Genomic DNA, 24,178 nt, shown 5'->3' on the forward strand with positions numbered 1-24,178 from the left:
ATCGAACCAGGGCGCACACGATAGCCGGGGGCGCAGGCGAAGGCGATCCGCGATGACGACGCCGGCGATGCAAGCCGCGCAAACCCTTGATCCGACTGACCTTCAGAATTCTTCAGTCTGGCATCAGGCACTTCAGCGATGCCACGGGCGTAAGTGCGCTGGCCTTTCCACCGGAGTTCCGCCATGTCGCCCCTGCCGCTGCTGCTGTGCCTCACCCTCTCCCTCATCTTTCCGTGTGCTTCCGCCGCCGTAGCAGCGGCCGCGACCGCACCGCCGGCGCAGGACGACGGCTGGCCCGTCGCCGATGCCGCCGCCGGCGGCTGGAAGCTGGAGCGGCTGGCCGCCATGGAACGCGCCATCGCCGACGGCGCGGCGCCGGACACCACCAGCGTGCTGATCGTGCGCGACGGCGCCCTGGTCTACGAGCACTACTTCGGCGGTGCCGACCGGCAGACCTTGCACGACACCCGCTCGGCGACCAAGAGCGTGACCGCGCTGCTGGTCGGCGCGGCGATCGCCCGCGGCCGCCTGTCCGGCGTGCAGGCTCGCGTCTACGACTTCTTCGGCGACCGCCACTGGCAGCACGATGCGCCACGCAAGCGCGCGATCACCGTCGAAGATCTGCTGACGATGAGTTCGCAATGGGAGTGCGACGACGACAACGCCTTCTCCAGCGGCCACGAGGAACGCATGTACGTCAGCGCCGACTGGACGCAGTTCGCGCTGGATCTGCCACTCAAGGGCTATGCGCCATGGATGCGCCGTCCCGAGGAGAGTCCGCATGGGCGCGCCTTCTCCTACTGCACCGCCGGCAGCTTCCTGCTCGGTGCGCTGCTCGAGAAGGCCACCGGGCAGCGCCTGGAGGACTTCGCCGGCCAGGTCCTGGAGCGGCCGCTGGGCATCGTCGGTGCACGCTGGCTGCACGCCGCCGAAGGCGTGGGCATGGGCGGTGGCGGCACCCGCTATCGCAGCCGCGACCTGGCCAAGTTCGGCCAGCTCCTGCTCGACGAGGGCCGCTGGCGCGGCACACAGGTGTTGCCGGTGGCATGGATCCGGGCAATGACCCATGTGCATGCGCAGGCCCGCGACGATGCCGACTACGGCTACCTGCTGTGGCGCTTCCGCTTCCAGGCGCACGGCGTCGAACGCGGGGTCTGGGCGATGTCTGGCAACGGCGGCAACTATGTGTTCGTGCTGCCGGAGGAACGCCTGGTGGTGGTGATCACCCGGCGTGCCTACAACCGGCCGCAGATGCACCCGCAATCGCAGGCGCTGCTCGCCGACTACGTGCTCACGGCACTGCCGTAGGCACCAGTCCGGCACGCTGTGCCTGCACCCGTTGCGCGGCGACATCGGCCTCGTTGCGCGCCAGCAGCGCCGCGAAACCCGGCTCGGCGCGCAATGGCGCCAGCAGCGGCGACACCCGCAGGTAGGCATCGTCGCGATAGCCCGCGGCCTGCGCCCGGCGCAGTGCGGCCAGGGCCGCCGGCCGGTCGCCGGCCAACTGCAGCAGCAATGCCGCATCCACCCCATCCAGCGGGTCGGTGCCGCGCGTCACGCCGTCCAGCAAGGCCTGCGCCCGCGCGCGCAACTGCGGCACCGGCGGCAGCGGTTGCGCCTGCAGCGTCCAGGCCACGGTCTGGGCGAAACTGCCCTGTGGCCGCAGACGCATCGCCTGCAGGCTGGCCTGGCGTGCGTGCGCGGTGTCGCCACGCGCCAGCGCCAGCTCCGCCTGCAGCAGGAACAGCCCGGCGTAGTCGGTGCCGCGCCCCAGCGCCTGGTCCAATGCGGCCTGCGCTTCGGCCGTGCGGCCATGCACGAACAGGAAGCGCGGCCACGCCAGATTGGAATACGCGCTGTCGGGATAGAGCTGGAAGCTGTCGCGGTAGCGGACCTCGGCGGCGCTCACGTAGCCCAGCAGGTCGAGGTTGCTGGCGATCTGCAGCGTCAGGAAGCGCACCCGCGCCGGATCGCGCACCTGCATGTTCGCCGCCAGCGCCTGCGCCAGGCGGCCCTGGCGCTCGTACAGATAGGCTGCCGAGCCGCGCACGGCATCGGCCTGCGGGTCCAGTTGCAACGCGCGCCCGTAGGCGGCCAGCGCCGCGGCGTTGTCGCCGCGGCAATCGTATGCATAGCCAAGCGCGGCATGCGCGGCGGCCAGACGCGGGTGCGCCGCGAGCACCTGCGTCGCCAACCGCTGCGCGCGCAATGCGACCTGCTGGTCGCCGTCGTATTGGCAGACGCGCGCACTGTAGGCGCGGCTCAGGCCAATCAAGGCTGCCGCCTCGTCCGGTGCCTGCTGCAGGCGCTGCTGGTACAGCGCGATCGCACGCGCGTTGTCGTCGCGCTGGCCGATACCGGCGTAGTACTCGGCGCGCTGCAACAACGGCGACGCGGCCGGCGTCGGCGCGGGCGCCTGCCAGCGCCATGCCGCCACTGCCGAGACGATCACCACCGCACCGGCCGCGATCACCCAGGCGCCACGCCTGCGCCAGATCGGCCGCGGCGCAGGGGCGGCGTCGGCAGGATCGGGGTCGGCGTCGGGCTGTACCGGCAGGCACAGTTGATATCCCTGGCCGCGCACCGAGCGCAGATAGCGCGGTTGCCGGGATGCGTCGCCCAGCGCCTGGCGCAGCAAGCGCACGCGCTGGGTGACGGTCTCCTCGTTGACCAGCGCCGGCGCCCACACCTGCGCGATCAGTTCATCGAACCCCACCACGCGCTGCCCCTGCTGCAGCAGGTAATGCAGCAGGCGAAAACTCAGCCCGCCCACCTCCAGCACCGCACCGTCGCGCTCGACCCGCTGCCGCGCCGCGTCGATGCGCAGGTCGCCCAGCCGGTAGCGCTCGGCCATCGGCGTGCCTCAGTGCAGCTTTTCCGCGGCCCACAGCGCCAGCTTCTCGCGGCCGATCTTGGCGTTGTGGCGGATGTCGACCGGGAACCCCGGATGGCCGAGGAAGTCGACGATGCAGGCGGTATGCGGATGCGCGGCGGCGGTGGCGCGCAATTGCGCGAGCAGATCGTCCAGTTCCATTTGGCTCGCCATCCAGGCCTTGTCGTCCAGCTCGTAGCACAGCACCGGGCGCTGCTGCCCCGGCTCGCCGATGCCGACCAGGGCGGTGCGGCCGATGCCCGGCAGTGCGTTGAAGATCGGCTCCACCTGTTCGGTGTACAGCGGCCCCTGCGCCGTTTCCACGCGCTGGGTCTTGCGCCCGCAGAACCACAGCCGGCCCTGCGCATCGAAATAGCCGACGTCGCCCATGCGGTGCACGATGCGTTCGCTGCCGTCGTCCAGGCGTTCGCGGATCTTGGCCAGGCGCGTGGCCGCGTCACGGTTGAAATAGGTGTCGGTGGCGGTCGGGCCAGCCACGGTGATCTCGCCGACCGTGCCAGTCGCGACTTCGCGCACGCCGCTCCACTCGGGAATCGCCGCGTCGTCGATGGCGATGATGCGCACCTGGTTGGGCGGCACCACCGTGCCGACGCAGGTACCGGCGCCGCGCTCGGTCGCCTCGCGCGTGTCCTGCAGTTCGCGGCCCTCGATCACCGCCACCGGCAGACATTCGGTGGCGCCGTAGGGCGTCCAGAAGCGTCCGTCCTCCGGCAGCAGACTGCGGATCCGCGCCACCACGTCCGGCGGTACCGGCGCGCCGGCCGAGGTGGCGCAGCGCACGTTGGGCAACGGCTTGCCGTAGTCGGCCAGTACCCGCATCAGCGCTGGCGATCCGAACAGCTGGGTCACGCCGAAGCGCTGCATCGCATCGTGCAGCTTGCGCGGATCGACCTTGGCCGGACGCGTCGGATCCATGTCCGGGATCACCGAGGTCAGCCCCAGCGCCGGGTCGAACAGCGCGAACGGCGGGAAGGTCGGCAGGTCGATCCCGCCGGGCAGCATGTCGAAGGCATTGCGCATCAGCTCGATCTGACCGACGAAATGCCGGTGCCGGTAGACCACGCCCTTGGGCACGCCGGTGGAGCCGCTGGTGAACAGGATCGCGGCGACGTCGTCCGCGTCCGTGTCGGCCAGCTGGCTGCCGGCGCCCTGGCCGGCGCGCTCGATCCGCGCCAGCGTGGTCCCGCCCCAGGCCCAGCGCCGGCCGACGGTAACGATCCGTTTCGCCGAGCGCGCCCAGCCGAGCAGGCGCCGCGCCAGTTGTGCCAGCGGAATACCGATGAACGCCTCCGGCTGCGCCTCGTCCAGGCATTGCTTGAGCGCCCGGCGGTCGATGCCCGGATCGACCAGCACCGGCACCGCGCCGGCCTTGAACAGCGCGAACATCAGCAGGAAGAACTCCGGCGACGGCCGCACCATCACCACCGTGCGGGTGCCGCGGCCGATGCCGTAGCCGCCCAGGCCGGCGGCGATGGCATCGCTGCGCGCGTCCAGTTGCGCGTAGCTCAGGGTCACGTCGTAGGCGGCCATGCCGCCGGCACCGGGCCGGCCGGGGCAGCGCATGGCGATCTGGTCCGGGCGCTCGCGCGCCAGCCGCGGCAGCGTGGCCGCGATGTTGCAGGTCGTGGTCATGGGCCGATTATCGCCGATGCGCCGGGCCATGGCCGACGACGTCCCGTCGCCCGCGGCCGCGGCTGAATGCCGGCGTGCTTGCAGCGTGCCGCGGTTCGGTCAGAATGCCGCGCCCCCCACCGCTGTTCGCCGCGCAAGGCCCGGCCGCCATGTCCCATCCCTGCCTCACCTGCGGCGCCTGCTGCGCCTACTTCCGCGTCAGTTTCCACTGGAGCGAAGCCGATCCCGCGCTGGGCGGCAGGGTCCCGTTCGAGCTGACCGAGCCGCTGCGCACCCATGAGCGGGTGATGCGCGGCACCTCGCAGGCACAGCCGCGCTGCATCGCCCTGGACGCGGACATCGGCCGCTACAGCCGCTGCAGCATTCACGAGCGGCGGCCGTCGGTGTGCGCGGCGGTACCGGCCTCGCTGGAATTCGGCGAACGCAGCGCGCAATGCGACAAGTCGCGCCTGGCGCATGGGCTGCCGCTGTTGACCGCGGCCGACTGGGACGGGGTGGTCGAACGCAATCTGCCGGACGCCTGAGCGGCGGCGCTACCCGCATGGCCGGGATGCCGTAGGAGCGAGAAGCTGTGCAAATGCCTAGCCTGGTGGCATTCGGCGAGCGGCGTGACGCACGCCGCGTCCGCGCGCCGCATCGGCTCAGCGATGCTTCCAGGCAGTCGGCACCGGATTGATCACGGTGTTCTTTTCCAGGGTGTAGGTGCCGTTCTGTTGGGCGATGGCCTCGCCGGTGTCGACGATCGCGTTCTGGATGAAGACGTTCTGGTCCTCGCCGCGAATGAAGGTCAACTGGTGGAAGGCGGTCTTGTTGCCCCAGTCCTCGGACGGCAACGAGATGAAGCGGATCGTATAGGTCTGGTCGTCGAAGCTGCCCTGCAGCACGTACACGCCGTAGTGGTTTTCGCCCTGCGAGATGATCTTGTACATGCCGTTGCTGTAGTAATAGATCTCCGCATCGGGGAACGGCTTCTTGTCGTACAGCTTGCGGTAGTGCAGCACCTGCTTCCAGGTGGGCTGGCCGAATCCGACCGTCAGCGTCTTGCCATCCGCGGACGTGGTCAGATCCTCCGCATGCGCGCCGGGCACGCTCATCGCTGTCAACAGCATTGCCATCGCCATCGTTTTCACTCTCTGTCTCCGCTCGGATTGCGCACAGCGTCCGCTCGGTGCGCCGCGTATGTCGGCGGCGACTGTACCTAGCCAACAATGTTGCATCACGGCAATCGGTAGCAGTTTGCGTGCGCCGGTGTAGACGATCCACGGCGCAGCGGCGACGCCCCTCCCACATCACCGCACGGCCATGCCCTGCTCCTGGCATGCGTGCCGATGCAGCGAAAACTGCACGCCGCATCGCGTGCGCGCGTGCGTGCGTGCTCAGGACAGCGGATGCGCGTCCAGGAAGCGGCGGATCGCCGGCACCAGCACCTCGTGCTTGTCTTCCAGCACGTAGTGGTTGGCGTCCTCGAAGGCCATCACCTCGGCCTGCGGCAGCGCGCGACGGAAGCCCTCCAGGAAATGATGGTCGAAGCAGATGTCGCGCAGGCCCCAGCCGATGAAGGCCGGGCGATCGGCGAACGACGGCAGCGCCTGCTCGGCCCGCGCCAGCAGCGACCAGGCCTTGTCCGCCGGCGACAGCGGGATGTCCTGCATGAAGCGGATGGTGGAAATGCGGTTGGCCCAGCTGTCGTACGGCGCCACGTAGGCGCGGCGCACGTCGGCGGGCATGCGCCGCGACACGCCCAGCCACGACGCGCCCGAGGAGAACGCGTTGAAGGTGCGGATGAACCACTCGCCCAGGCGCCAATGCCGGCCCATCGCGATCTGCCACGGCATCGGCTTGGCCGCCGGCAGCGGGAACGCCGCGGTGTTGGTGATGACCAGCCGCCGCACCTGCGCGTGGTGCGACAGCGCCCAGCCGAAGCCGATCATGCCGCCCCAGTCGTGCACCGCCAGCGTCACCGGCCCATCGATGCGCAGATGCCGCAGCAGCGCATCCAGATCGTCCACGCGCGATTGCAGGGTGTAGTCGTAACCGGGCTGCGCGCCCGGCGCATCGTCCGGCTTGTCCGACAGGCCCATGCCGATGTGGTCTGGCACGATGCAGCGGTAGCGGTCCGACAACCCGCTCACCAGCGTGCGCCACAGATAGCTCCACGACGGGTTGCCGTGCAGCATCACCACCACCTCGCCCTCGCGCGGGCCCTCGTCGAGATAGGACATGTGCAGCCCCGGGCGGACCTGGAAGCGCTGCGGGGTGAAGGGGTAGCCGGGGTAGTTCATGCGAGGGACCGATGCGATGTGGAGAAGGAAGAAGACGGCGCCGCCGCCGCGCATGGTGCCTTGCCGTCGGCGTCGGGCACCAGGGGACTCATAGCGGCTGCGCGCCCTCGCTGAGGATGTCCAGATAGGCTTGATAGGCGAACACGCGGTGCCGCTGCTGCCCGGTGAGTTCGTTGACGATGGCCAGCTCCTGCAAGGTGCGGATGGCGGCACGGATCGTTGGCGCGCTGAGCGGCAAATACGGCTGGACCTGCGGCACGCCCAGCAGCACACGACGGGCGAACTGCTCGAACACCAGGCCGACATTGCCCGCACGCGTTCCCAACCCGGCAATGCGTGCGCGATCGGCCGCCAGCAGCGCCAGCAGGCGCTGCGCGGTGGACACCGCCTGTTGCGCCGTGTCCGCCACGCCCTCGAGAAAGAAGTCCAACCAGCCCTCCCAGTCGCCCTCGGTGCGTACCGCGTTGAGGCGCTCGTAGTAGCGTGCGCGATGGCGCTTGAAGAACAGACTCAGATACAGACTGGGCGCGCGCAGCACCCCTTCGTTGCACAGGATCAGTGCGATCAGCAGCCGCCCCAGCCTGCCGTTGTCGTCGCTGAAGGGATGGATGGTTTCGAACTGCACATGTGCCAGGGCCGCCTTGACCAGCGGCGAGACGTCGTGGCCCGGCGCATGCAGAAAGCGCTCAAAGGCGCCCAGCGCCGCACCCAGCGCTTCCGGCGGCGGCGGCACGAAACGCGCCAACGCCGGCGAGGCACCGCCGATCCAGACTTGGCCAGAACGGAATTCGCCCGGACGTTTGCCGGCGCCACGCCCGCCTTGCAGCAGCAGCGCGTGCATTTCGCGGATGAGCCGCAGCGACAGCGGGAAGTCGTCATGGCGCAAGCGCCGCAGCCCGTGGTTCAACGCGGCGACGTAGTTGGAGACTTCCTCCACGTCGTCCAGAGGAACGCCCGGCGCCTCGTCCAGCTCGAACAGCAGCAGATCGGACAGCGACGACTGCGTGCCCTCGATCTGCGAGGACAGGACCGCTTCCTTGCGCACGTAGTGATAGAGGAACAGCTCAGGGTCCGGCAGCATCAGGGTGATGCCATCCAGGCGACCCAGCGCCTGGTCGGCCTGTTCCTTGCGCGCGATCAGCGCCGGCGCCGCCAACTGCAGCGGCGGCTCGGGCGGCAGCGGGTCAGGGACGAATGCCTGATAGCGGCTACCGGCCAGCGACCCGGGGACGTAGTGTCCGGTACAGCGTCGAAGCGACATCAGGCAATCCTTGCCGTGGCCGGAGACGGCTCTTAGGAAAGAAATCTAACAAATTTCTTTCTAAACGCCTAGCTTGAGGCGCGCAAGGAAAGAAAGTTTGCGCGCCTGACCTGCGCCTCCCGTTACCAGACCACCTCGGCCATCGAGCAGTTCAGGCCCGAGCCGATGCCCATCAGGGCGATGCGGTCGCCCTTCTTCAGGCGTCCCAGCTCGCGCAGCTTGCTCAGCACGATCGGCACGCTGGCCGGGCCGATGTTGCCGTGTTCGCCGAAGATGGTCATCACCTTCTTCGGGTCGATGCCGAAGTTCTTGATGAAGGCCTGGGTGTGCGGCTGGCTGACCTGGTGGATGACGTATTGGTCCAGTTCGTCCACCGCCCAGCCCAGCGCCTGGCGCGCGGCGGCGAAAGTCTTCTGCGCCAGCTTGATGCCTTCGATCAGCAACATGCGGGTATCGGTGACCATCCGGTCCAGGTTGCCCCGGCACAGGGTGTTCCACTGCGTCGCCGAGCGGGTCACGCCGCCGCGGTAGCGCGGCGCGTCCGGCACCAGTTCGGCGCGGGCCATCACCATGGCTGCGGCGCCGCAGCCCAGGGTCAGCGCGGCCAGCTCGTCGCGGAACTCGTCGGCGGTCACGTCCGGCGAGGTCATCCGCTCCAGGGTCTTCTCGTACACCAGGTTGGCGGTTTCGCCGTCGACCACCAGCGCGTAGTCGATCTCGCCGCGCTCGATCATCCGCGCCGCGATGTCCATGCCGTTGATGAAGGCCAGGCAGGCGTTGGCGACGTCGAAGGTCATGCACTGCTCGCTCACGCCCAGGTTGCCCGAGACGATGCTGGCGGTGGACGGCTCCAGGTAGTCGCGGCTGACCGAGGTGTTGACCAGCAGCCCGACCTGCCCGGCCTCGATGCCGGCATCGCTCATCGCCTTGCGCGCCGCCAGCGTCGCCGCGTCGGAGGCCTGCATGTCCTGATCCCACATGCGCCGCGCGTGGATGCCGGCGATGTCGCCGAGCACGTCGGCGCGAATCCCGAGCCGGTCGTAGGTCGGCTGCAGGCGCTCGTTGATCTGCTTGGAGGTGAGCGTGTGCGGCGCATCGATGTGCGCCAGTCCCGCGATGGAGACGTTGTTGAAGAGCATCGAGGTGTACGCCAGGGTCAGGCGAGGGGGCGCCAATTCTAGCGGTTGCGGGGGTTTACCGCATCTTTAACAAATCCGCGGAAAGCGTATGGTCTGAGCGGTTCAGCGGCCGCCGCACTGGTAGGCGGTGAAGCGCTGGTCGCCGTCGACCGGGTCGCCCATCGCCTGCACGGTGTTGGCGCCCACCCCAGGGGCCTCGTTGCGAGCCAGGGTTTCCAGTTCCTCGCGCACCCGCAGCGGGTTGCGCTGGTAGAAGCCGACGCTGCTCTTCACCGACACCACCACCTCGCCGCGCTTCTCGCAGCCGCTGGCGGCCTGCCCCGGGGGCAGCACCCGTACCCCCTTGCCCTCCGGCGCCATCGGCACCCAGGTGCAGCCGGCGAGCGTGGCGAGCAAGGCGAGGGCGATCGGTAGACGCATGGAGTGGGCCATTGGCGGGTGAATCCGGATTGTGCCGCAAAACGCTGAATCGGCCATGACACGGCCGGCACCCCGGCGGCCGCGAGCAGCGCGCGCCGGCCGTGGCCGACGCGCGCCCACCCGGATCAGCGCCCGGCCGGCTTCGCCGCCCCGCCCTGCGGCACCCCATCGGCATCGATCACCGTGACCTCGCCCAGCTTCAGCGCGCGCACCGGCGCCTCGATCTGCTTCAGGTCGCCCACCACCACCCAGGTCAGGCTGCTGGGGTCGAGCATCGACGCCGCCTCGCGCACCTGCGCCGGGGTCATCGCCTCGATCTCGGCCTTGCGCTTGAACACGTAGTCGTCCGGGCGGCCGTAGCGGACGATGCCGCCGATCGCGCCCATCACCGAGCTGGCGGTCTCGTAGGCGCCGGGCAGGCTCAGGGTCTGGATGTTGCGGATCCGCGCCACCTCGTCTGCCGTCGGCGGCGCCTTGCCGTTGGCGAAGGCGCTGATCTCCCTGGACATCTCCTGCAGCGCCGGGGCGGTCTTGTCGATCTGCACCGGCGCCGAGGCGGTCCACGGCCGCTGGCCGAGCGCGCTGGCCGCGCCGCTGCGCGCGCCGTAGGACCAATGCTTGTTCTCGCGCAGGTTCATGTTCAGCCGCGAAGTGAAATCGCCACCGATCACGCCGTTGGCCATGTCGAAGCGGACCGCGGCCGGGTCGGTGGTCGGCGGCACCAGCTCCGAGGCGAACAGGTTGGCCTGCACCGCGCCGGGCTGGTCGATCAGGTACACGCGCGGCTTGCCCGGCCGTGCCACCGTGGCCGGGGCCGGCACCGACGGCGTGGCCCCCTCGCCCTTCCAGTCGCCGAACTGCGCGTCGAGCAACGGCACGATCTCGCCCAGGGTGGTGTCGCCGACCACGATCAGGGTGGCGTTCTCCGGCCGTACCCAGTCGCGGTGGAAGTCGACCAGATCCTCGCGCTGCAGCGCCGCGATCGCCGGCTCGGTGCCGGTGCCGCTGAACGGGATCGCGTACGGATGGCCGGCGCCGTACAGCAGCGGCGGCAGCACCCGCATCGCCACGCCGTTGGGCTGGGCCTTCTCCTGGCGGATGCCGGCGATCCAGCTGGCGCGGATCCGCTCGATCTCGTTCGGCGCGAAGCGCGGCCGCCGCAGCATGTCCGCATACAGCGCCAGCGACGGCGCCAGGTTCTCCTTCAGCGCCGACAGATAGGCATTGCTGCCGTCCAGCGAGGCGCCGGCGGACAGCGACGCGCCCAGGGCCTCGGCCGCATCGGCGAACGCCAGCGCATCGCGGTCGCCGGCACCCTCGTCGAGCATGCCCATGGCGAAACTGGCCGTGCCCGGCTTGCGCCCCTGGTCGGCGCTGTAGCCGCCCTTGAATTCGTAGCTGAACTGCACCACCGGCACGTCGTGGCGCTCGGCCAGGATCACCGTGCTGCCGTTCTTCAGCGTGGCGCGCTGCAGCGCCGGGAACTTCAGCTGCGGGAACTGGGTGGTCCTGGGCGGGCCGGCACTGCGGTCAACCACGCTGGGCAGCGCACTGTATTTGGGATCGACCGGCGGCGGATTCAGCGGCGCCGGCTGCACGGTCGGCTCCTCGGCCATCGCCACGCGCTCGCCCGGCTGGACCAGCAAGGTGTAGTCGCCCTTGCCCAGCCATTTGCGGCCGACCGCGGTGAGATCGCGCGGGCGGGTGGAGGCGATGGTCGCCAGGGAGGTGCGGAAGCAGCCGGGGTCGCCGGTGTACACCGCGCACTCGGCCAGCACGTCGGCCTTGCCGCCGAAGCCACCGATGCGTTCGACACCGCGGATGAAGCCGGCGCGGAAGGCGGTCTTGGCGCGCGCCAATTCGGCCTTGTCCGGCCCCTTGTCCAGCAGCCGGCGCACTTCCTCGTCGATCGCCGCCTCGACCTTGGCCGGGTCCACGCCCTGCTTGACCATGGCGATGATGCCGAAGCCGGAGCCGAGCTGCGACGCCCACACCGAGGCGCTGATCTGGTCGACCAGCTTGTCCTGGTGGACCAGGCGCCGGTCCAGCCGCGAGGACTTGGCGCCACCCAGCACCTGCGCGAGCAGTTGCAGGCGATCGACATCCTCGGTGCCGGTCTGCGCCACGTTCCAGACGCGGTAGATCCGCGTCTGCGGCACCTTGTCGGTCATGGTCTCGCGGCTGGACTGGCTGCGCTGGGCCACGTCGACCTTGGGCTGGGCCATGGTCGGGCCGGCCGGGATGTCGCCGAAGTAGCGCGTCACCTTCTCCTTGGCCGTGGCCAGGTCGATGTCGCCGGCCAGCACCAGTACCGCGTTGTTGGGCCCGTACCAGGTGCGGAACCACTGCTTCACGTCGGCCAGCGAGGCCGCGTTGAGGTCGTTCATCGAGCCGATGACGGTGTGGTGGTACGGGTGGCCGGACGGGTACAGCGCGCGGCTCAGCCGGCTCCAGGCCTGGCCGTACGGCTGGTTCTCGCCCTGGCGCTTCTCGTTCTGCACCACCCCGCGCTGTTCGTCCAGCGCGGCCTGGTCGATGGCGCCGAGCAGGTGGCCCATGCGGTCCGACTCCATCCACAGCGCCATGTCCAGCGCGGTGGTCGGCACGGTCTCGAAGTAGTTGGTGCGGTCGCTGTTGGTGGTGCCGTTCTGGTCGGTGACGCCGACCTGCTTGAAGGGCTCGAAGAACTCGCCGTGGTGGTTCTCGCTGCCCTGGAACATCAGGTGCTCGAACAGATGCGCGAACCCGGTGCGCCCGGCCGGCTCGTCCTTGGCGCCGACGTGGTACCAGAGGTTGACCGCCACGATCGGTGCCTTGCGATCGGTGTGCACCACCACCCGCAGCCCATTGGGCAGGGTGAATTGTTCGTAGGCGATATCCACCGACGTGGCGGCGGCGGGCCTGGCCGCCGTCGAAGGCGGCGCGTAGCCCAGTGCGCCGAGCGCGACGGACAGGGCAACGGCCAGCAGGGCGCCACGCGGGCGTGTCGAGACAGTCATGCGGATCCTTCTTCCTTGGGGCCAGTGAAACAGCCGGTGAACGCCGATCGTACCGGGCGTACTGCACGGCGCGCATTCCGCCGTTGTCGCTGACGTCCTTCTTCTAAGGCGCCGCAACCGCCCCAGCAGTGGATCGGTTACCGCCACGGACTGTGCGGCGGTGTCCGCGTCCGACGTACGCGAGCGCCCGGGTGTCCGCCCCCGGACACTTTCCACGACTTAATTTTCCTTTAAATACAGAAACTTGTAGTTGGCACGCGGCCTGCTTACATATCCTCGAACGCAGAAGTTCGCCCGATTTAGTGAATGCAAGCTTAATGAAACTGCCGAGCGCGAAAAAGTTCTTGCATCCCCTGATTAGGTGTACTACCTTACTACCACACCACTGATCAACAACACCAACGAGGCCCGCCATGAAAACCACCACGCTGCTCCTGACCGCCGCCATCGCCGCCCTGTTCGCCGCGCCGTCCTTCGCCGCCGCGCAGATCACCACCCTGGAGACCGTGCAGGTGCGCCCGTCGGCCGACCAGATCGCCCAGCGCAACGTCGAACAGGCCAGCGGCATCGCCACCCTGGCGGCGGTACAGGTGCGCCCCTCCGCCGAGCAGATCGCCCAGCGCGATGCCGCACTGTCCAGCGGCATCACCACCCTGGCCGCGGTGCAGGTGCGCCCGTCGGCCGAGCAGGTCGCCGAACGCGACCTCGCGCAGGCCGCCGGCCAGCACGTGGTCACCCTGGCCACCGTGCAGGTGCGTCCGGACGCGGACATGGGCAGCATGCTGGCGATCGGCGACGTGGTCGGCGAGACGCTGGATAGCGCGATGCTGCAGTTGCAGCCGAGCCTGCAGAAGCTGGGCCAGGACATGGCGGTCGGCCTGATCCGCTGAATCGGCAGCAAGGCCTCCGCGCCGGCGCGTACACTGCGCCGATGATCGCGACCCCAACGCTGCACGTTCTGCTGTACCAGCCCGAGATTCCGCCCAACACGGGCAACGTCATCCGCCTCTGCGCCAATACCGGCGCGCAACTGCACCTGATCGAGCCGCTGGGCTTCGAGCTCGGCGACCGTCAACTCAAGCGCGCCGGCCTGGACTATCACGAGTACGCACGACTGCAGGTCCACGCGTCGCTGGAAGCGGCCCTGCAGGCCATCGCGCCGCGTCGCCTGTTCGCCCTCAGCACCCGCAGCAGCACCCGCTACGACACGCCCACCTTCGCCGACGGCGACGCCTTCCTGTTCGGCCCGGAAACCCGCGGCCTGCCGGACACCGTGCTGGAACAGGTGCCCGACGCGCAGCGCCTGCGCCTGCCGATGCAGCCGCACAACCGCAGCCTCAACCTGTCCAACGCGGTCGCGGTGGTGGTGTTCGAGGCGTGGCGGCAACTGGGTTTTCCCGGCGCCGAGTGAGCGCGTGGCGCGCAGCGCCCGGAAGCGAAGCGCTTCGATACGGGGGACGAAAAGATCCGCAGCCTGTCCTTCCCGATCGCGTCTGACCCCGCTGGAAGCGGCCGACGCTTCTACACTGGGCCTGGGCGGCGTGTCCCTGCATCCAGTGACACGCCGCCTGTCGTGCTCCCACGAGGCTCCGCCAATGACATCGCACACCCAACCCAACGCCAGTGACTGGGTCAGGATCCAGCGCGACCGCGAGACCGGTATCGAAAGCGTGCATGCGCATTTCCGCGGGCATGCCTACGATCCGCACGATCACGACGAGGTGCTGGTCGGCGTGACCCTGCAGGGCGTGCAGCGCTTCCGTTGCCAGCGTGCGCTGCACACCAGCACGCCCGGGCGTGCCATGCTCATCGAACCGGGCGCGGTCCACGACGGGCATGCGCCGGCCGAGGACGGTTTCACCTACGCGATGCTCTACCTGCCACAGCGCTGGCTGGCGGAAGCACTGCAACGCCGCGGCCAGCAGGATGGTTCCGCGCTGCATCCGGCGTTCCGCACGACCCTGGCCGACGACGCCGCACTGAGCGCGGCGATACGCCAGGCGTTCCTGGCGATCCATCAGCGCGAAGGCCGGCTGGCGCGGGACCAGAGCCTGGACCGCATGATGCGCCTGCTCTCCCCGCACCTGTCGGCCGAGGCGCAGCGCCCTTGCGCGTCGACCCCAACCGTGGCGCGTGCCAGGGATTTTCTGCACGCGGAGATGGCGCGCGACGTCAGTCTCGATGAGCTTGCCGACCACGCTGACCTGGATCGGTTCCGCCTCACCCGGCAATTCCAGCGCACGTTCGGCCTGTCGCCGCATGCCTACCTGGTCCAACTGCGCCTGCGCGTTGCCCGTGCCCTGCTGGCGGATGGCCAGGAGCCGGCGGACGTGGCGCTCAAGGTCGGATTCGCCGATCAGAGCCATCTGGGCCGCTGGTTCAAGCGCGCCTATCGGCTCACGCCGGCCGCGTACCGGCGGCAATGTGCGGGCGGTGCTGCACAGGCGTTCTAGAACGCAGCGGCGGCGACGCCGACCATGGCGCCTCATCCAGACCGCGGAGTTGCGCATGTTCGATACCAAAGTGGCCCTGATCGTCCGCAACGACCTGGCGACCTGGCAGCGCCTGAACGTGGCCGCCTTCCTGGCGACGGGCATCGCCGCGGCCGCCCCCGACGCGATGGGCGACCCGTACATCGATGCCAACGGCCAGCGCTACGGCCGCCTGCTCGGGCAACCGATGCTGGTGTTCGAAGCCGATCTCGATGGGCTTCAGGCCGCGCACCGCGTGGGGCTGGCGCGCGAGATCACCGTGCTGCCGTATGTATTTGCCATGTTCTCGACCGGCCACGATGCGGCCAATCGCCAGGCGTTCGCTGCGGAAGATCCTGGGAACCTCAACCTGGTGGGTCTAGGCCTGCGCGGACCGAAGAAGGCCATCGAAAAAGCCACCAAGGGCCTGGCGCTGCATCGGTAGACGCGTCAGGACAGATCGTGCAGGTCCTTGCCCAGCGGCGGCCCCAGCCGCCAATCGGAGAAGCGGACGTTCAAGCCCTCGCGCTCCGGCGTGCACGTCATCGGGCCGACGAGGTAAGAGGACGCAACCGGGAACGGGCACAGCCGCACCAGCGGCCAGTACTTGCCGTCGCGCGAGACCTGCAGGCGCAGCACGCCCTTGTCCACGGTGGCACGCATCCAGAAATCCGACGCGTCCGCTTCGTACGGGCCGGTGGCCCAGTCCGAACGGCCATCGGTCAACACGCTGCTGAGCATCGGCCGCCCGTCGCTCAGCTCGATGCCGGCCTTGACCCAGCGACGCGCATCCACGCGGACCATGAGGCCGGCCTGATCGTAGAGCTGCTCGAACTTGCCGCGCACGCGCAATTGGCAGGTGAAGCGCGCGGGTGCGGCGATGCCGAGGAAATGCCCGCTGTCGCGGGTGAACCCGTAATGGGTTTCGCGCCAGAAATCGCTGCCCTTGTCGGTGACCACGTCGAGCACGCCGCCCGGCAGGATCCGATGCACCTTGGGCGCATTGAGCCAGGTGCCGGCCTCCCAACCGGCGGGCGCGGCGGCGTGCACCCCGGTGGCCAGCACCACGCCACCGGCGGCGAGCCCGCCCACGGTCGCCCGGCGCCCGATATCCACGTCCCGCTCTCCGCCATTGGCCATCGCGCCGCTCCTCGTCGTTGGTTGCGAGGCGCCATCGCGGCGATGGCCTTCGTCGACCTCAGCGGCGAATTTGTACATCCGTACCAATTGAGGCGTCAACCGCGACCTGCGATCATCGGCCTTGGTCGAGACAGCGTTGGACAGGCATGAGCGGCAGGACCTGGCGCCAGGATCCGCATCGGAAGGAAGCGATCGAGCAGGCCGCGCTGCGGGTGATCCTGGACCACGGCGTCGCCGGCACCACCTTCCGCAAGGTCGCCGCGGAGGCCGGTGTTCCGCTGAGCGCCACCACCTATTACTTCGGTTCGATGCACGACCTGCTGGTGGCCGCGTTCACCCGGTTTTCCCAGGAGGTGTCCACCGACTTCGCCGCCGAAATCCGCGCCGCGCAGAACCACGCACAGGCCCTGGACGCGGTGGTGAACATCATCTTCGCCGAGGGAACGGCGTCGCCGCGGGTGCTGCTGCTGAGCTACGAACTGTATGCCTTCGCCCGCCGGCACCCGGCGCTGACCGCGATCATGCAGCAGTGGATGGCCAGGAGCCGGGCCGCGCTGGAAACGCATTTCTCCGTCGCCGCATCCGCCGCCATCGACGCCTTCATCGAAGGCGCGACGATCCACCGCTCGGTGGTACCCATGGACAGGCAGCGCGTGCGCGCGGCGATCGAGACGCTTGCCGCGCTGTAGCGTGCCGACCGCGCGGTGGGTGTCGCCACCTGCGCTGAAGCCCTGAAATTCGCGGTTGCCTGAAATGCAACGGCGCGCATCACAACAATGCGTCGCGAACGCCTGAACAGGGCGTTTAATTTATGGACTAGTCGGTTTGGGATTCAGGGCGAGTTCGGGTCGCTAACGGATAATTTACATATCGGCAGCGAACGGCCCCACGCCTCAGCGCCGACAAACCAATAACGAAGGTACCCCGATTATGAAGACCTCTCTGCTTGCTCTCGGCCTCCTGGCCACCCTGCCGTTCGCCGCTTCGGCTGCCGAAGGCCTTTCCTACAACTACGCCGAAGCCGGCTACGTCAAGACCGACGCCAACGGCGGCGACGCCGACGGTTGGGCGGTGAAGGGTTCCTACGCGTTCCACCCGAACTTCAGCGTGTTCGGCGACTTCAACCGCCAGAAGACCGACTTCGGCGACGTGCGCGTCGACCAGTGGCGCGTCGGCGCCGGCTACAACCACGAGATCGCGGCCAGCACCGACCTGGTGACCCGCGTGGCCTACAACCGTTTCGCCCCGGAGTACGGCACCAAGTTCAACGGCTGGAGCGCCGAAGCGGGCATCCGCACCGCGTTCAACCCGTACCTGGAAGTCTATGTCCTGGGCGGTTACGAGGACTACCTGAAGAAGGACGGCATCAATCCGGAAGGCGAGTTCTACGGTCGTCTGGGCGCCCAGGCCAAGCTGAACCAGAACTGGGGCCTGAGCGCCGACCTGAAGATGGACCGCAACGGCGACAAGGAATGGTTCGTCGGCCCGCGCTTCAGCTGGTAAGCGTTACCTAGCACTGCGCGCGTCGTTCTCTCCCGCCGCGCGCGGTTCGGAAAGCCCGGTCTCACGACCGGGCTTTTTTTTGCCTGTCGATCAGGCCGTCGTGGCTGGCGCGCTGGAGAGCGGATACGAAAACGCCCGGCCAGGCCGGGCGTTTTCGTATCCGGCGGATGGCCGGATCAACTGAACAGGGTGGTCGGATACTCGGGCTTCTGCTCGCGCGCCAGCAACTGCTGCAGGCCCACCGCCGGGGTCAGCTCGCCGTGCAGGACCGCGCGCACCGCATTGGAGATCGGCAGGTCGATGCCGTGGCGCTCGGCCTGGCGCATCACCTCGTCGGCGGTCTGCACCGACTCGACCACCTGGCCGATCGCGCGCACCGCTTCCTGCAGCGGCTGCCCACGACCCAGCGCCAGACCCAGCCGGCGGTTGCGCGACAGGTCGCCGGTACAGGTGAGCACCAGGTCGCCGAGCCCGGCCAGGCCCATCAGGGTCTCCGGCTTGGCGCCGATCGCCGCGGCCAGCCGCAGCATCTCGTTGAGGCCGCGGGTGATCAGGCCGGCGCGGGCGTTGAGGCCCAACTCCATGCCGTCGGCCACGCCGGTGGCCACCGCCAGCACGTTCTTCATCGCCCCGCCCAGCTCGGCGCCGACCATGTCGTCGCCGGTATAGGCGCGGAAGGTCGGGCCGTGCATGGCGTCGGCGACCTGCTGCGCGAACGCAGCATCGCCGTGCACGGTCACCGCGGTCGGCAGGTCCAGGGCCACTTCCTTGGCGAAGGACGGGCCGGTGACCACCGCCAGCGGGACGTCCTCGCCGAGGATCTCCTGCGCCACCTCGTGCAGGAACCGCCCGGACCCGGGCTCGAAGCCCTTGGTCGCCCAGGCCACACCGGCCTGCGCCGGGCGCAGCGGCGCCAGTTGCTGCAGGGTGTCGGTGAACGCATGCGACGGCACCACCACCAGGATCCAGTCGGCGCCATCGATGGCCGCCGCCAGGTCGGTGGTGGCCTGCAGGCCCTCCGGCAGCGCGATTCCCGGCAAATAGCGCGGGTTTTCGTGGCGCTGCCCGATGGCCTCGGCGACCACGGCGTCGCGACCCCACAGCACGGTCGGATACCCGTGCCGTGCGGTCAGCGACGCCAGCGCCGTGCCCCAGGAGCCGGCGCCGAGGACGGCGATCTTCTTCTTGGCGTTATCGCGCATGCGCAACGGCGAACGCGCTCAGGCGTTGCCGGCCGGCTCCGAATCGGCCAGCGACTGGCCCTCGCCCTGCTGCGCGCGCTGGCGCAGGGTCTCGGCGTACAGGGCCTCGAAGTTGATCGGCTGCAGGAAGAACGGCGGGAAGCCGCCGGCCTGGATCAGGTCGCTGACCAGCGAACGCACGTACGGGAACAGGATGCTCGGGCACTGGGTGCCGAGCAGCACGTCCACCGCCTGCGGGTCCAGGCCGACCAGGCCGAACACGCCGGCCTGCTGCACTTCGGCCACGTAGGCGGTCTTGCCGCCGGCGTTGCAGGTCAGGGTCACGGCCAGCACGACTTCGAAGGCCTGCTCGTTCAGCTGCTGCACGCGCTGGTTGAGGTTGAGCTGCAGTTCCGGCTGCGCGTTGTCGTTGAACACCGACGGCGCGTTGGGGGACTCGAAGGACACGTCCTTGACGTAGATCTTCTCGATGGTGAAGGCGGGACCGGCCGCGGCGTCGGCCGGCGCCGCGGCGCCGTTGTTGGTGAGGTCGGACATTGCTTGACTCCGGTGGATTCGGTAACAGAAAGAAACGGGATTATCACACGCCGGCCGCGACCCTCCAGGGCCGGCCGGACAGGGTGTCTCAGCGGCCCTTGACCAGCGGCAGCTCGGCCTGCTGCCAGGCGGCGATGCCGCCCTCCAGCACGTAGACCTGCTCGAAGCCGGCCTTCTTCAACTGCTTGGCGGCGCCGTCGGCGGTGGTGCCGGTGCGGCAGACCAGCACCACCGGCTGCGCCTTGGCGTTGGCCACCAGCTTGTGCTCGGGGCCGAACTGGCTGGCGGTGGCGTTGCGGCTGCCGGCGATGTGGCCCTTCTCGAAATCGGCCGAGGCCGACAGGTCGACCACCACCGCGTTGCCGGCGTTGATCAGGCGGGTCAGCTCGGCCGGCCGCAGGCTCTTGTAGCCACGGAACAGGCGCGCCACTTCGGTGACGATCAGGGCGATGGTGAGGCCCACCAGGGCCAGGGCCAGCATCGGGTTGCGGCCGGCGAAGGCCAGCAGTTCTTCGAAGTTCACGGGACTCGGGGGCGGGAAGCGGGCGCCGATTGTCGCACAGCTCGGCGACCGCGCTACTGGCCGTTCCACAGGTCCGGTAGGCCGTCCTGCAGCCACCAGGTCTTGGCCGCCGGGTCCCAGCGCCAACGCTCGCGGTAGCGGACGATGCGCTCGGCCTGGGTATTGCGGTTGATCACGCCAAGCTCGATCTCGCGCAGCGCCTCGCCGTCGCCGACCGCGGCTGCGCCGACCTTGTAGGAGGAGACCTGGATCTGCCGGTAGCGCTCCAGTTGCAGGTCGGTCAGCGGATGCGCCTGGCGGTAGGCCGGATCCACCGCCTGCCAGGCGGTTTCGAACTCGCTCCAGCGCACCGCCGCGGCATAGGCGGTCTGCAGGTCGTCGAGCTTGCGCTGCTGCGCGCCGCTGCCGGCCGTGGCCGCACCGGTCCAGCCCAGCAGCAACAGCAGCGCGAGCGCGCGGAACATCGAAGGCATGGCAGCGTCCAGGTGGCGGCGCGGGGGGTGCGCGATCCGCGCATCCTACCCCTTGGCGATGGCCACGAAGCGACCGCTCAAGGTCGCCGCCGCTGTCGCGTCAGGCGCACCGACCTGGGCCTGGATGCCGATGCGGGCGCGGCCGCGCTGACGGAAGGTGTTCACGAACACGTCCCAGTCGCCCTCCGCGTCGGCAGTGGCCTGGGCATGCAGATCGGCGTACAGCGGCGCCAGGTAGCGCACCTGGCTGTCGGCGACATAGACGTCGGCCTGCAGGCCGGCGCGGTGCAGCTCGCAGTTGACCAGCCCCCAGCCGGCCAGGGTCATCACCGATCCCAGGCTGCCGCCGAAGGCATTGCCCTTGTCGTTGAGGTTGGCCGCCAGCGGCGCGACCAGGTGCAGGCGCTGCTCGGCATAACCCTGCACGGCGATCTGCAGCGCCGCCACCGGCGGCATGGCCTGGAACTGCCGTTGCAACTGCTGCAGGAACGCCTCGAAGGAAAGATCCGCTGCCATGGTGCGATTGTGCTGCCGGTGGGGGCTCGCATAATGCCTGGCATGAGCGTGCATGCAACCGCCGCCCCGGCCTGGACCCTGATCTCGCTGCGCCCGCAGGGCGAGCACGCGCCGCTGCGGCGGGCCGCGGCGCGCTGCGGCGGGCGGGTGCTGGCGGTGTCGCCATGGCGGATACGGCCGCGCGGCGATCCCGCCACCCGCGCGGCGCTGGCCGCGGCGCTGGATGCGCCGCGGGTCATCGTCAGCAGCCCGGCGGCGGTACGCGCCGCTGCGGCGCTGCAGCCGCTGACCGCCCGCCCCGGCCAGTGCTGGCTGGCGGTGGGCGCAGGCACGGCGCGCGCCTTGCGCGAACACGGCATCGCCGAGGTGGCGACGCCGACGCGGATGGACAGCGACGGGCTGCTGGCGCTGCCGGAACTGGCTGCGCCGGAGTTGCCGGTGGGCCTGGTCACCGCCCCCGGCGGGCGCGGGCTGATCGCCGCGCACCTGCAGGCGCGCGGCACGCCGCTGCGGCGCGCCGACGTGTATGTCCGCGAACCGGTGCGGTTGCGCCCGGCCGACCTGGCCCGCCTGCGTGCGGCGCCGCCCGGGGTGCTGGCCTTGAGCAGCGGAGAGGCGCTGCAACAGGTCATGGCGCAATTGCCCGAGGACCTGGCGCAGGCCTGGCGCGCACGTCCGGTGGTCGCGGCCAGCGCGCGCCTGGCGACCCTGGCCGCAGACCTTGGCTTCGTCGACGTGGCGCAGGCGGCCGGGCCGATGCTGCAGCAATTGGTGGCCGCCGCGGTGGCGATCGTGACGCGTTCGCCACCTCGCTGAACGCGGGCCAGCGCCCGGGTTGCGGCCGCACTGCCGCTCACGCCATGCTCGGCGGTGCCGCGCCGACCCCCGCCTTGCTCGCGACGGGCGACGGCCCTCCAGGACGCTGCCGATGACCGACGAAATCCCGATCACGCCTCGCCGTTCCACACGCTGGATCTGGTTGCTGCTGGTACTCGCCACGCTGGCCGCGCTGGCGTTCGCCGGCTGGCGTGGCTGGGACTGGTGGCAGGCGCGCAGCGCGCGCGAACTGGCCCAGCAGTCGGACCTGCAGCAGCAACTGCAGGCCTTGCAGCAGGCCCAGGACAGCCTGCGCCGCGATCAGCGCGCCACTGCGCAGCGGCTGCAGGACGCGGCCAGCACCAACCGTGTGCTGCGCGACGAAATGCTCGGCCTGAGCCAGCGCAGCGCGCTGCTGGAGGCCAATGTCGCCAAGCTGGCCGACTCCAACCGCCACGGCGCGCAGGCGCTGCGCCTGGACGAGGTCGAACTGCTGCTCAACCAGGGCCAGCAGCGCCTGCTGCTGGCCGGCGACGCGGTCGGCGCGCGCCGCGCCTATGCCCTGGCCAGTGGCGTGCTGGACGGCATCGACGATCCGCAATTCCTCAACCTGCGCCAGGCGCTGCTGCAGGAACGCACCGCGCTGGACGCGCTGGGCGACGGCCCGCAGGCGCGCCTGGCGGCGCAGCTGGATGCCTTCGCCGCCAGCCTGGACAAGCTGCCCACGCAATTGCCGGAGAGCGCGCAGCAGCCGCTGTGGCAGCGCCTGCTGGCGCCGTTGGTGAAGATCCGCCCCTCGCAGGGCGGCGTGCTGGCCGCCGGCTCGGAGCGCGTGGCCGCCCACGATGCGCTGCAGCTCGACCTGACCCTGGCGCGCGCGGCACTGGAGCGCGGCGACACGCGCGGCTATCGCAGCGCACTGGCCGGCGCCGGGCGTTGGCTGTCGCGGCTGTGGCCGGAGTCGCCGCAACTGCGCGAACGCCGCGCCGCGCTGCGCACCCTGGCCAACGCCGATCTGCGGCCGACCATTCCCGAACTCGGAACCACCCTGCAACAGTTGCGCGCGATGCGCGACGCAAGGAGCCCGTCATGAAATCCCTTCGTTCCCTGATCGTGCTGTTGATCGTCATCGCACTAGGCGTGATCGGTGCGCAATGGCTGGGGCAGGACCCGGTACGCCAGTTGGGCGAGGTGATCGTGCGCGTCGGCGGCACCGACTACATCGCCTCGCTGCCGCAGGCCTCGCTGCTGCTGGTGATCGCGTTCCTGGCGCTGTGGCTGGTGTGGAACGTGCTCAGCTTCCCGTTCCGCGCCTGGGGCCGGCGCCGCCGCAAGCAGTCGCGTGCGCGCCTGCTCGACGGCCTGGCCGCTGCCCATGCCGGCCAGTGGACGCGGGCCGAGAAGCAACTCAACGCCGCCGCGGAGGATCCCGAGGTCAGCGCCATCGCCATGATCGCCGCGGTGCGCGCGGCCGATGCGCGCGGCGACCGCGAGGCGACCGAGCGCCACCTGCGCCGCCTGGCCGAACGCGATGCCGCTGCGCATGCGCTGCTGCAGGCCGAACTGCACCTGGAGCAGCAGCGCCCGGTGGATGCGATCAACGCGTTGGACGTGGCCGCGGCACAGCCGCTGCCGCCGCGCGGGCTGCTGCTGCGCACCGAGGCGCTGACCCGCATCGGCCGTGCCGGCGAGGCCTATGGCCAGCTCGGCGCGATCCGCCAGCAGCAGGCCTTGCCGCTGGAGGCGATCGCCACGCTGGAAACGCGGCTGGCCGCGGCGTCGCTGGACCAGGCGACCGATGCCAATGCCCTGGCCGAACGCTGGGAAAGCCTGCCCAAGTCGCTGCGCAGCGAGCCGGCGGTGGTCGCCGCCTACGCGGTGCGCGCGGCGGCGCTGCGCTGGGACGATGCGGCGCTGCGCAGCCTGGAGCAGGCGCTGGACACGCGCTGGGACGAAGGCCTGGCCGCGCTGTACGGACGGCTGCCGGTGGAGAAGTACGATTCGCGCCGCGCCAGCGCGCAGCGCTGGCTGCAGGCGCATCCGGACAGCCCGGCGCTGCTGCTGACCCTGGCGCGCCTGGCCCGGCACCAGCAGCAGTGGCCGCAGGCGGAGGAATTCCTGCACCGTGCGCTGGCGCTCGGCGCCGGCGCCGAGGCCTGGGAGATCTTCGGCGACAGCTATGCCGACGCCGGCGACATGCTCGCGGCGCAGCGCTGCTACGCCAATGCGCTACGCGTGCAGCGCGGCGAACCGGCCCAGCCGCTGCCGGAGCCGGTGGCGCCGGCGCCCTCGATCGCGCCTGAGCCGGGCAGCACGGAGCATCGCGACGAGCACGGATTCCCCCGGCTGGAGGGCTGAGTCCGGTTGCTCC

At 69.9% G+C, this 24,178-nt stretch carries 25 protein-coding genes; 11 read left to right on the forward strand and 14 right to left on the reverse strand.

Features of this window, described 5'->3' with window-relative positions; translation table 11 throughout:
- Positions 1-183 precede the first annotated feature (183 nt).
- On the forward strand, positions 184-1,308 hold the full coding sequence (locus J7357_RS05655) for a serine hydrolase (protein WP_209245321.1): 1,125 nt from the start codon (positions 184-186) through the stop codon (positions 1,306-1,308).
- Here the strand turns inward: J7357_RS05655 and J7357_RS05660 are convergent.
- Together J7357_RS05660 and oleC are read right to left on the reverse strand one after the other, a co-directional pair.
- The gene (locus J7357_RS05660) at positions 1,292-2,854 is read right to left on the reverse strand and encodes a winged helix-turn-helix domain-containing protein (RefSeq protein WP_209245322.1); all 1,563 of its coding nucleotides are present in this window, start codon (positions 2,852-2,854) and stop codon (positions 1,292-1,294) included. The two genes, J7357_RS05655 and J7357_RS05660, sit on opposite strands and share 17 nt — an antisense overlap.
- A gap of 9 nt (positions 2,855-2,863) precedes the next feature.
- Positions 2,864-4,525 (reverse strand): olefin beta-lactone synthetase, encoded by a 1,662-nt coding sequence (oleC, locus tag J7357_RS05665; RefSeq protein ID WP_209245323.1) that lies wholly within the window; start codon positions 4,523-4,525, stop codon positions 2,864-2,866.
- A gap of 149 nt (positions 4,526-4,674) precedes the next feature.
- On the opposite strand from oleC, the gene J7357_RS05670 reads away from it, so the two are divergent.
- Entirely contained in the window at positions 4,675-5,049 is a 375-nt protein-coding gene (locus tag J7357_RS05670) for a YkgJ family cysteine cluster protein (RefSeq protein ID WP_010340074.1), read from the forward strand.
- Positions 5,050-5,166: 117 nt separating this feature from the next.
- Here J7357_RS05670 and J7357_RS05675 read toward each other — a convergent pair whose 3' ends face one another.
- The 6 genes from J7357_RS05675 to J7357_RS05700 form a co-directional block, all read right to left on the reverse strand.
- The gene (locus tag J7357_RS05675; RefSeq protein ID WP_209245324.1) at positions 5,167-5,646 is read right to left on the reverse strand and encodes a hypothetical protein; all 480 of its coding nucleotides are present in this window, start codon (positions 5,644-5,646) and stop codon (positions 5,167-5,169) included.
- A 255-nt stretch (positions 5,647-5,901) separates the two neighbouring features.
- Positions 5,902-6,807 carry an alpha/beta fold hydrolase gene (locus tag J7357_RS05680; protein WP_209245325.1) on the reverse strand — a complete coding sequence of 302 codons (906 nt, stop codon included), beginning with the start codon at positions 6,805-6,807 and terminating at the stop codon, positions 5,902-5,904.
- A gap of 88 nt (positions 6,808-6,895) precedes the next feature.
- A complete protein-coding gene (locus tag J7357_RS05685; protein WP_209245326.1) occupies positions 6,896-8,068 on the reverse strand; it encodes a Fic family protein in 1,173 nt (390 codons plus the stop codon).
- Positions 8,069-8,190: 122 nt separating this feature from the next.
- Positions 8,191-9,207 (reverse strand): 3-oxoacyl-ACP synthase III, encoded by a 1,017-nt coding sequence (locus J7357_RS05690; RefSeq protein ID WP_209245385.1) that lies wholly within the window; start codon positions 9,205-9,207, stop codon positions 8,191-8,193.
- 102 nt (positions 9,208-9,309) lie between these two features.
- Entirely contained in the window at positions 9,310-9,627 is a 318-nt protein-coding gene (locus J7357_RS05695; protein WP_019800624.1) for a DUF4156 domain-containing protein, read from the reverse strand.
- A 125-nt stretch (positions 9,628-9,752) separates the two neighbouring features.
- The gene (locus tag J7357_RS05700; protein WP_209245327.1) at positions 9,753-12,626 is read right to left on the reverse strand and encodes a pitrilysin family protein; all 2,874 of its coding nucleotides are present in this window, start codon (positions 12,624-12,626) and stop codon (positions 9,753-9,755) included.
- Positions 12,627-13,039: 413 nt separating this feature from the next.
- Between J7357_RS05700 and J7357_RS05705 the strand changes: the two genes are divergently transcribed.
- The 4 genes from J7357_RS05705 to J7357_RS05720 are packed head-to-tail and all read left to right on the forward strand — an operon-like array spanning position 13,040 to position 15,542.
- The gene (locus J7357_RS05705; protein ID WP_209245328.1) at positions 13,040-13,516 is read left to right on the forward strand and encodes a hypothetical protein; all 477 of its coding nucleotides are present in this window, start codon (positions 13,040-13,042) and stop codon (positions 13,514-13,516) included.
- A 41-nt stretch (positions 13,517-13,557) separates the two neighbouring features.
- Positions 13,558-14,037: a tRNA (uridine(34)/cytosine(34)/5-carboxymethylaminomethyluridine(34)-2'-O)-methyltransferase TrmL gene (gene trmL, locus J7357_RS05710; RefSeq protein ID WP_209245329.1), complete on the forward strand. Its 480-nt coding sequence runs from the start codon at positions 13,558-13,560 to the stop codon at positions 14,035-14,037.
- Positions 14,038-14,041: 4 nt separating this feature from the next.
- Positions 14,042-15,079 (forward strand): AraC family transcriptional regulator, encoded by a 1,038-nt coding sequence (locus tag J7357_RS05715; protein WP_209245330.1) that lies wholly within the window; start codon positions 14,042-14,044, stop codon positions 15,077-15,079.
- A 55-nt stretch (positions 15,080-15,134) separates the two neighbouring features.
- Positions 15,135-15,542: a DUF2000 family protein gene (locus J7357_RS05720; protein ID WP_209245331.1), complete on the forward strand. Its 408-nt coding sequence runs from the start codon at positions 15,135-15,137 to the stop codon at positions 15,540-15,542.
- Positions 15,543-15,547: 5 nt separating this feature from the next.
- On the opposite strand, the gene J7357_RS05725 is transcribed toward J7357_RS05720, so the two are convergent.
- Positions 15,548-16,237, reverse strand: coding sequence for a DUF1349 domain-containing protein (locus J7357_RS05725; RefSeq protein WP_209245332.1), 690 nt, complete (start codon positions 16,235-16,237; stop codon positions 15,548-15,550).
- Positions 16,238-16,383: 146 nt separating this feature from the next.
- Between J7357_RS05725 and J7357_RS05730 the strand changes: the two genes are divergently transcribed.
- Positions 16,384-16,926, forward strand: coding sequence for a TetR family transcriptional regulator (locus tag J7357_RS05730; protein WP_209245333.1), 543 nt, complete (start codon positions 16,384-16,386; stop codon positions 16,924-16,926).
- A 241-nt stretch (positions 16,927-17,167) separates the two neighbouring features.
- On the forward strand, positions 17,168-17,740 hold the full coding sequence (locus tag J7357_RS05735; RefSeq protein ID WP_209245334.1) for an Ax21 family protein: 573 nt from the start codon (positions 17,168-17,170) through the stop codon (positions 17,738-17,740).
- 176 nt (positions 17,741-17,916) lie between these two features.
- Here the strand turns inward: J7357_RS05735 and J7357_RS05740 are convergent, their stop codons facing one another.
- The 5 genes from J7357_RS05740 to J7357_RS05760 form a co-directional block, all read right to left on the reverse strand.
- Positions 17,917-18,942, reverse strand: coding sequence for an NAD(P)H-dependent glycerol-3-phosphate dehydrogenase (locus tag J7357_RS05740; protein WP_017912148.1), 1,026 nt, complete (start codon positions 18,940-18,942; stop codon positions 17,917-17,919).
- 18 nt (positions 18,943-18,960) lie between these two features.
- A complete protein-coding gene (secB, locus tag J7357_RS05745) occupies positions 18,961-19,479 on the reverse strand; it encodes a protein-export chaperone SecB (protein WP_010340061.1) in 519 nt (172 codons plus the stop codon).
- An 88-nt stretch (positions 19,480-19,567) separates the two neighbouring features.
- Positions 19,568-20,002, reverse strand: a complete 435-nt coding sequence (locus J7357_RS05750; protein ID WP_017907746.1) for a rhodanese-like domain-containing protein — start codon at positions 20,000-20,002, stop codon at positions 19,568-19,570.
- A 53-nt stretch (positions 20,003-20,055) separates the two neighbouring features.
- The gene (locus J7357_RS05755) at positions 20,056-20,475 is read right to left on the reverse strand and encodes a hypothetical protein (protein ID WP_209245335.1); all 420 of its coding nucleotides are present in this window, start codon (positions 20,473-20,475) and stop codon (positions 20,056-20,058) included.
- A gap of 45 nt (positions 20,476-20,520) precedes the next feature.
- A complete protein-coding gene (locus J7357_RS05760) occupies positions 20,521-20,991 on the reverse strand; it encodes a YiiD C-terminal domain-containing protein (RefSeq protein ID WP_209245336.1) in 471 nt (156 codons plus the stop codon).
- Positions 20,992-21,024: 33 nt separating this feature from the next.
- Between J7357_RS05760 and J7357_RS05765 the strand changes: the two genes are divergently transcribed.
- From J7357_RS05765 to J7357_RS05775, 3 genes are all read left to right on the forward strand, one after another.
- On the forward strand, positions 21,025-21,807 hold the full coding sequence (locus J7357_RS05765; protein ID WP_209245337.1) for a uroporphyrinogen-III synthase: 783 nt from the start codon (positions 21,025-21,027) through the stop codon (positions 21,805-21,807).
- A 112-nt stretch (positions 21,808-21,919) separates the two neighbouring features.
- Complete coding sequence (locus tag J7357_RS05770) at positions 21,920-22,900, forward strand: uroporphyrinogen-III C-methyltransferase (RefSeq protein ID WP_010340056.1); 981 nt, start codon at positions 21,920-21,922, stop codon at positions 22,898-22,900.
- Complete coding sequence (locus tag J7357_RS05775; protein WP_209245338.1) at positions 22,897-24,165, forward strand: heme biosynthesis HemY N-terminal domain-containing protein; 1,269 nt, start codon at positions 22,897-22,899, stop codon at positions 24,163-24,165. The genes J7357_RS05770 and J7357_RS05775 overlap by 4 nt, the downstream gene beginning before the upstream one ends.
- The last annotated feature ends 13 nt before the right edge of the window (positions 24,166-24,178 follow it).

It is taken from the genome of Xanthomonas sp. D-109, assembly GCF_017746095.1.
Taxonomy (GTDB): Bacteria; Pseudomonadota; Gammaproteobacteria; order Xanthomonadales; family Xanthomonadaceae; genus Xanthomonas_A; species Xanthomonas_A sacchari.

Coding starts and splice junctions, on each gene's coding strand:
- J7357_RS05660 (WP_209245322.1), bottom strand. CDS start 2,854: ATGGCCGAGCGCTACCGGCTGGGCGACCTGCGCATCGACGCGGCGCGG.
- secB (WP_010340061.1), bottom strand. CDS start 19,479: ATGTCCGACCTCACCAACAACGGCGCCGCGGCGCCGGCCGACGCCGCG.
- J7357_RS05725 (WP_209245332.1), bottom strand. CDS start 16,237: ATGGCCAATGGCGGAGAGCGGGACGTGGATATCGGGCGCCGGGCGACC.
- J7357_RS05675 (WP_209245324.1), bottom strand. CDS start 5,646: ATGGCGATGGCAATGCTGTTGACAGCGATGAGCGTGCCCGGCGCGCAT.
- J7357_RS05760 (WP_209245336.1), bottom strand. CDS start 20,991: ATGGCAGCGGATCTTTCCTTCGAGGCGTTCCTGCAGCAGTTGCAACGG.
- trmL (WP_209245329.1), top strand. CDS start 13,558: ATGATCGCGACCCCAACGCTGCACGTTCTGCTGTACCAGCCCGAGATT.
- J7357_RS05755 (WP_209245335.1), bottom strand. CDS start 20,475: ATGCCTTCGATGTTCCGCGCGCTCGCGCTGCTGTTGCTGCTGGGCTGG.
- J7357_RS05730 (WP_209245333.1), top strand. CDS start 16,384: ATGAGCGGCAGGACCTGGCGCCAGGATCCGCATCGGAAGGAAGCGATC.
- oleC (WP_209245323.1), bottom strand. CDS start 4,525: ATGACCACGACCTGCAACATCGCGGCCACGCTGCCGCGGCTGGCGCGC.
- J7357_RS05775 (WP_209245338.1), top strand. CDS start 22,897: ATGAAATCCCTTCGTTCCCTGATCGTGCTGTTGATCGTCATCGCACTA.
- J7357_RS05670 (WP_010340074.1), top strand. CDS start 4,675: ATGTCCCATCCCTGCCTCACCTGCGGCGCCTGCTGCGCCTACTTCCGC.
- J7357_RS05690 (WP_209245385.1), bottom strand. CDS start 9,207: ATGCTCTTCAACAACGTCTCCATCGCGGGACTGGCGCACATCGATGCG.
- J7357_RS05685 (WP_209245326.1), bottom strand. CDS start 8,068: ATGTCGCTTCGACGCTGTACCGGACACTACGTCCCCGGGTCGCTGGCC.
- J7357_RS05720 (WP_209245331.1), top strand. CDS start 15,135: ATGTTCGATACCAAAGTGGCCCTGATCGTCCGCAACGACCTGGCGACC.
- J7357_RS05705 (WP_209245328.1), top strand. CDS start 13,040: ATGAAAACCACCACGCTGCTCCTGACCGCCGCCATCGCCGCCCTGTTC.
- J7357_RS05695 (WP_019800624.1), bottom strand. CDS start 9,627: ATGCGTCTACCGATCGCCCTCGCCTTGCTCGCCACGCTCGCCGGCTGC.
- J7357_RS05700 (WP_209245327.1), bottom strand. CDS start 12,626: ATGACTGTCTCGACACGCCCGCGTGGCGCCCTGCTGGCCGTTGCCCTG.
- J7357_RS05735 (WP_209245334.1), top strand. CDS start 17,168: ATGAAGACCTCTCTGCTTGCTCTCGGCCTCCTGGCCACCCTGCCGTTC.
- J7357_RS05655 (WP_209245321.1), top strand. CDS start 184: ATGTCGCCCCTGCCGCTGCTGCTGTGCCTCACCCTCTCCCTCATCTTT.
- J7357_RS05740 (WP_017912148.1), bottom strand. CDS start 18,942: ATGCGCGATAACGCCAAGAAGAAGATCGCCGTCCTCGGCGCCGGCTCC.
- J7357_RS05680 (WP_209245325.1), bottom strand. CDS start 6,807: ATGAACTACCCCGGCTACCCCTTCACCCCGCAGCGCTTCCAGGTCCGC.
- J7357_RS05765 (WP_209245337.1), top strand. CDS start 21,025: ATGCCTGGCATGAGCGTGCATGCAACCGCCGCCCCGGCCTGGACCCTG.
- J7357_RS05770 (WP_010340056.1), top strand. CDS start 21,920: ATGACCGACGAAATCCCGATCACGCCTCGCCGTTCCACACGCTGGATC.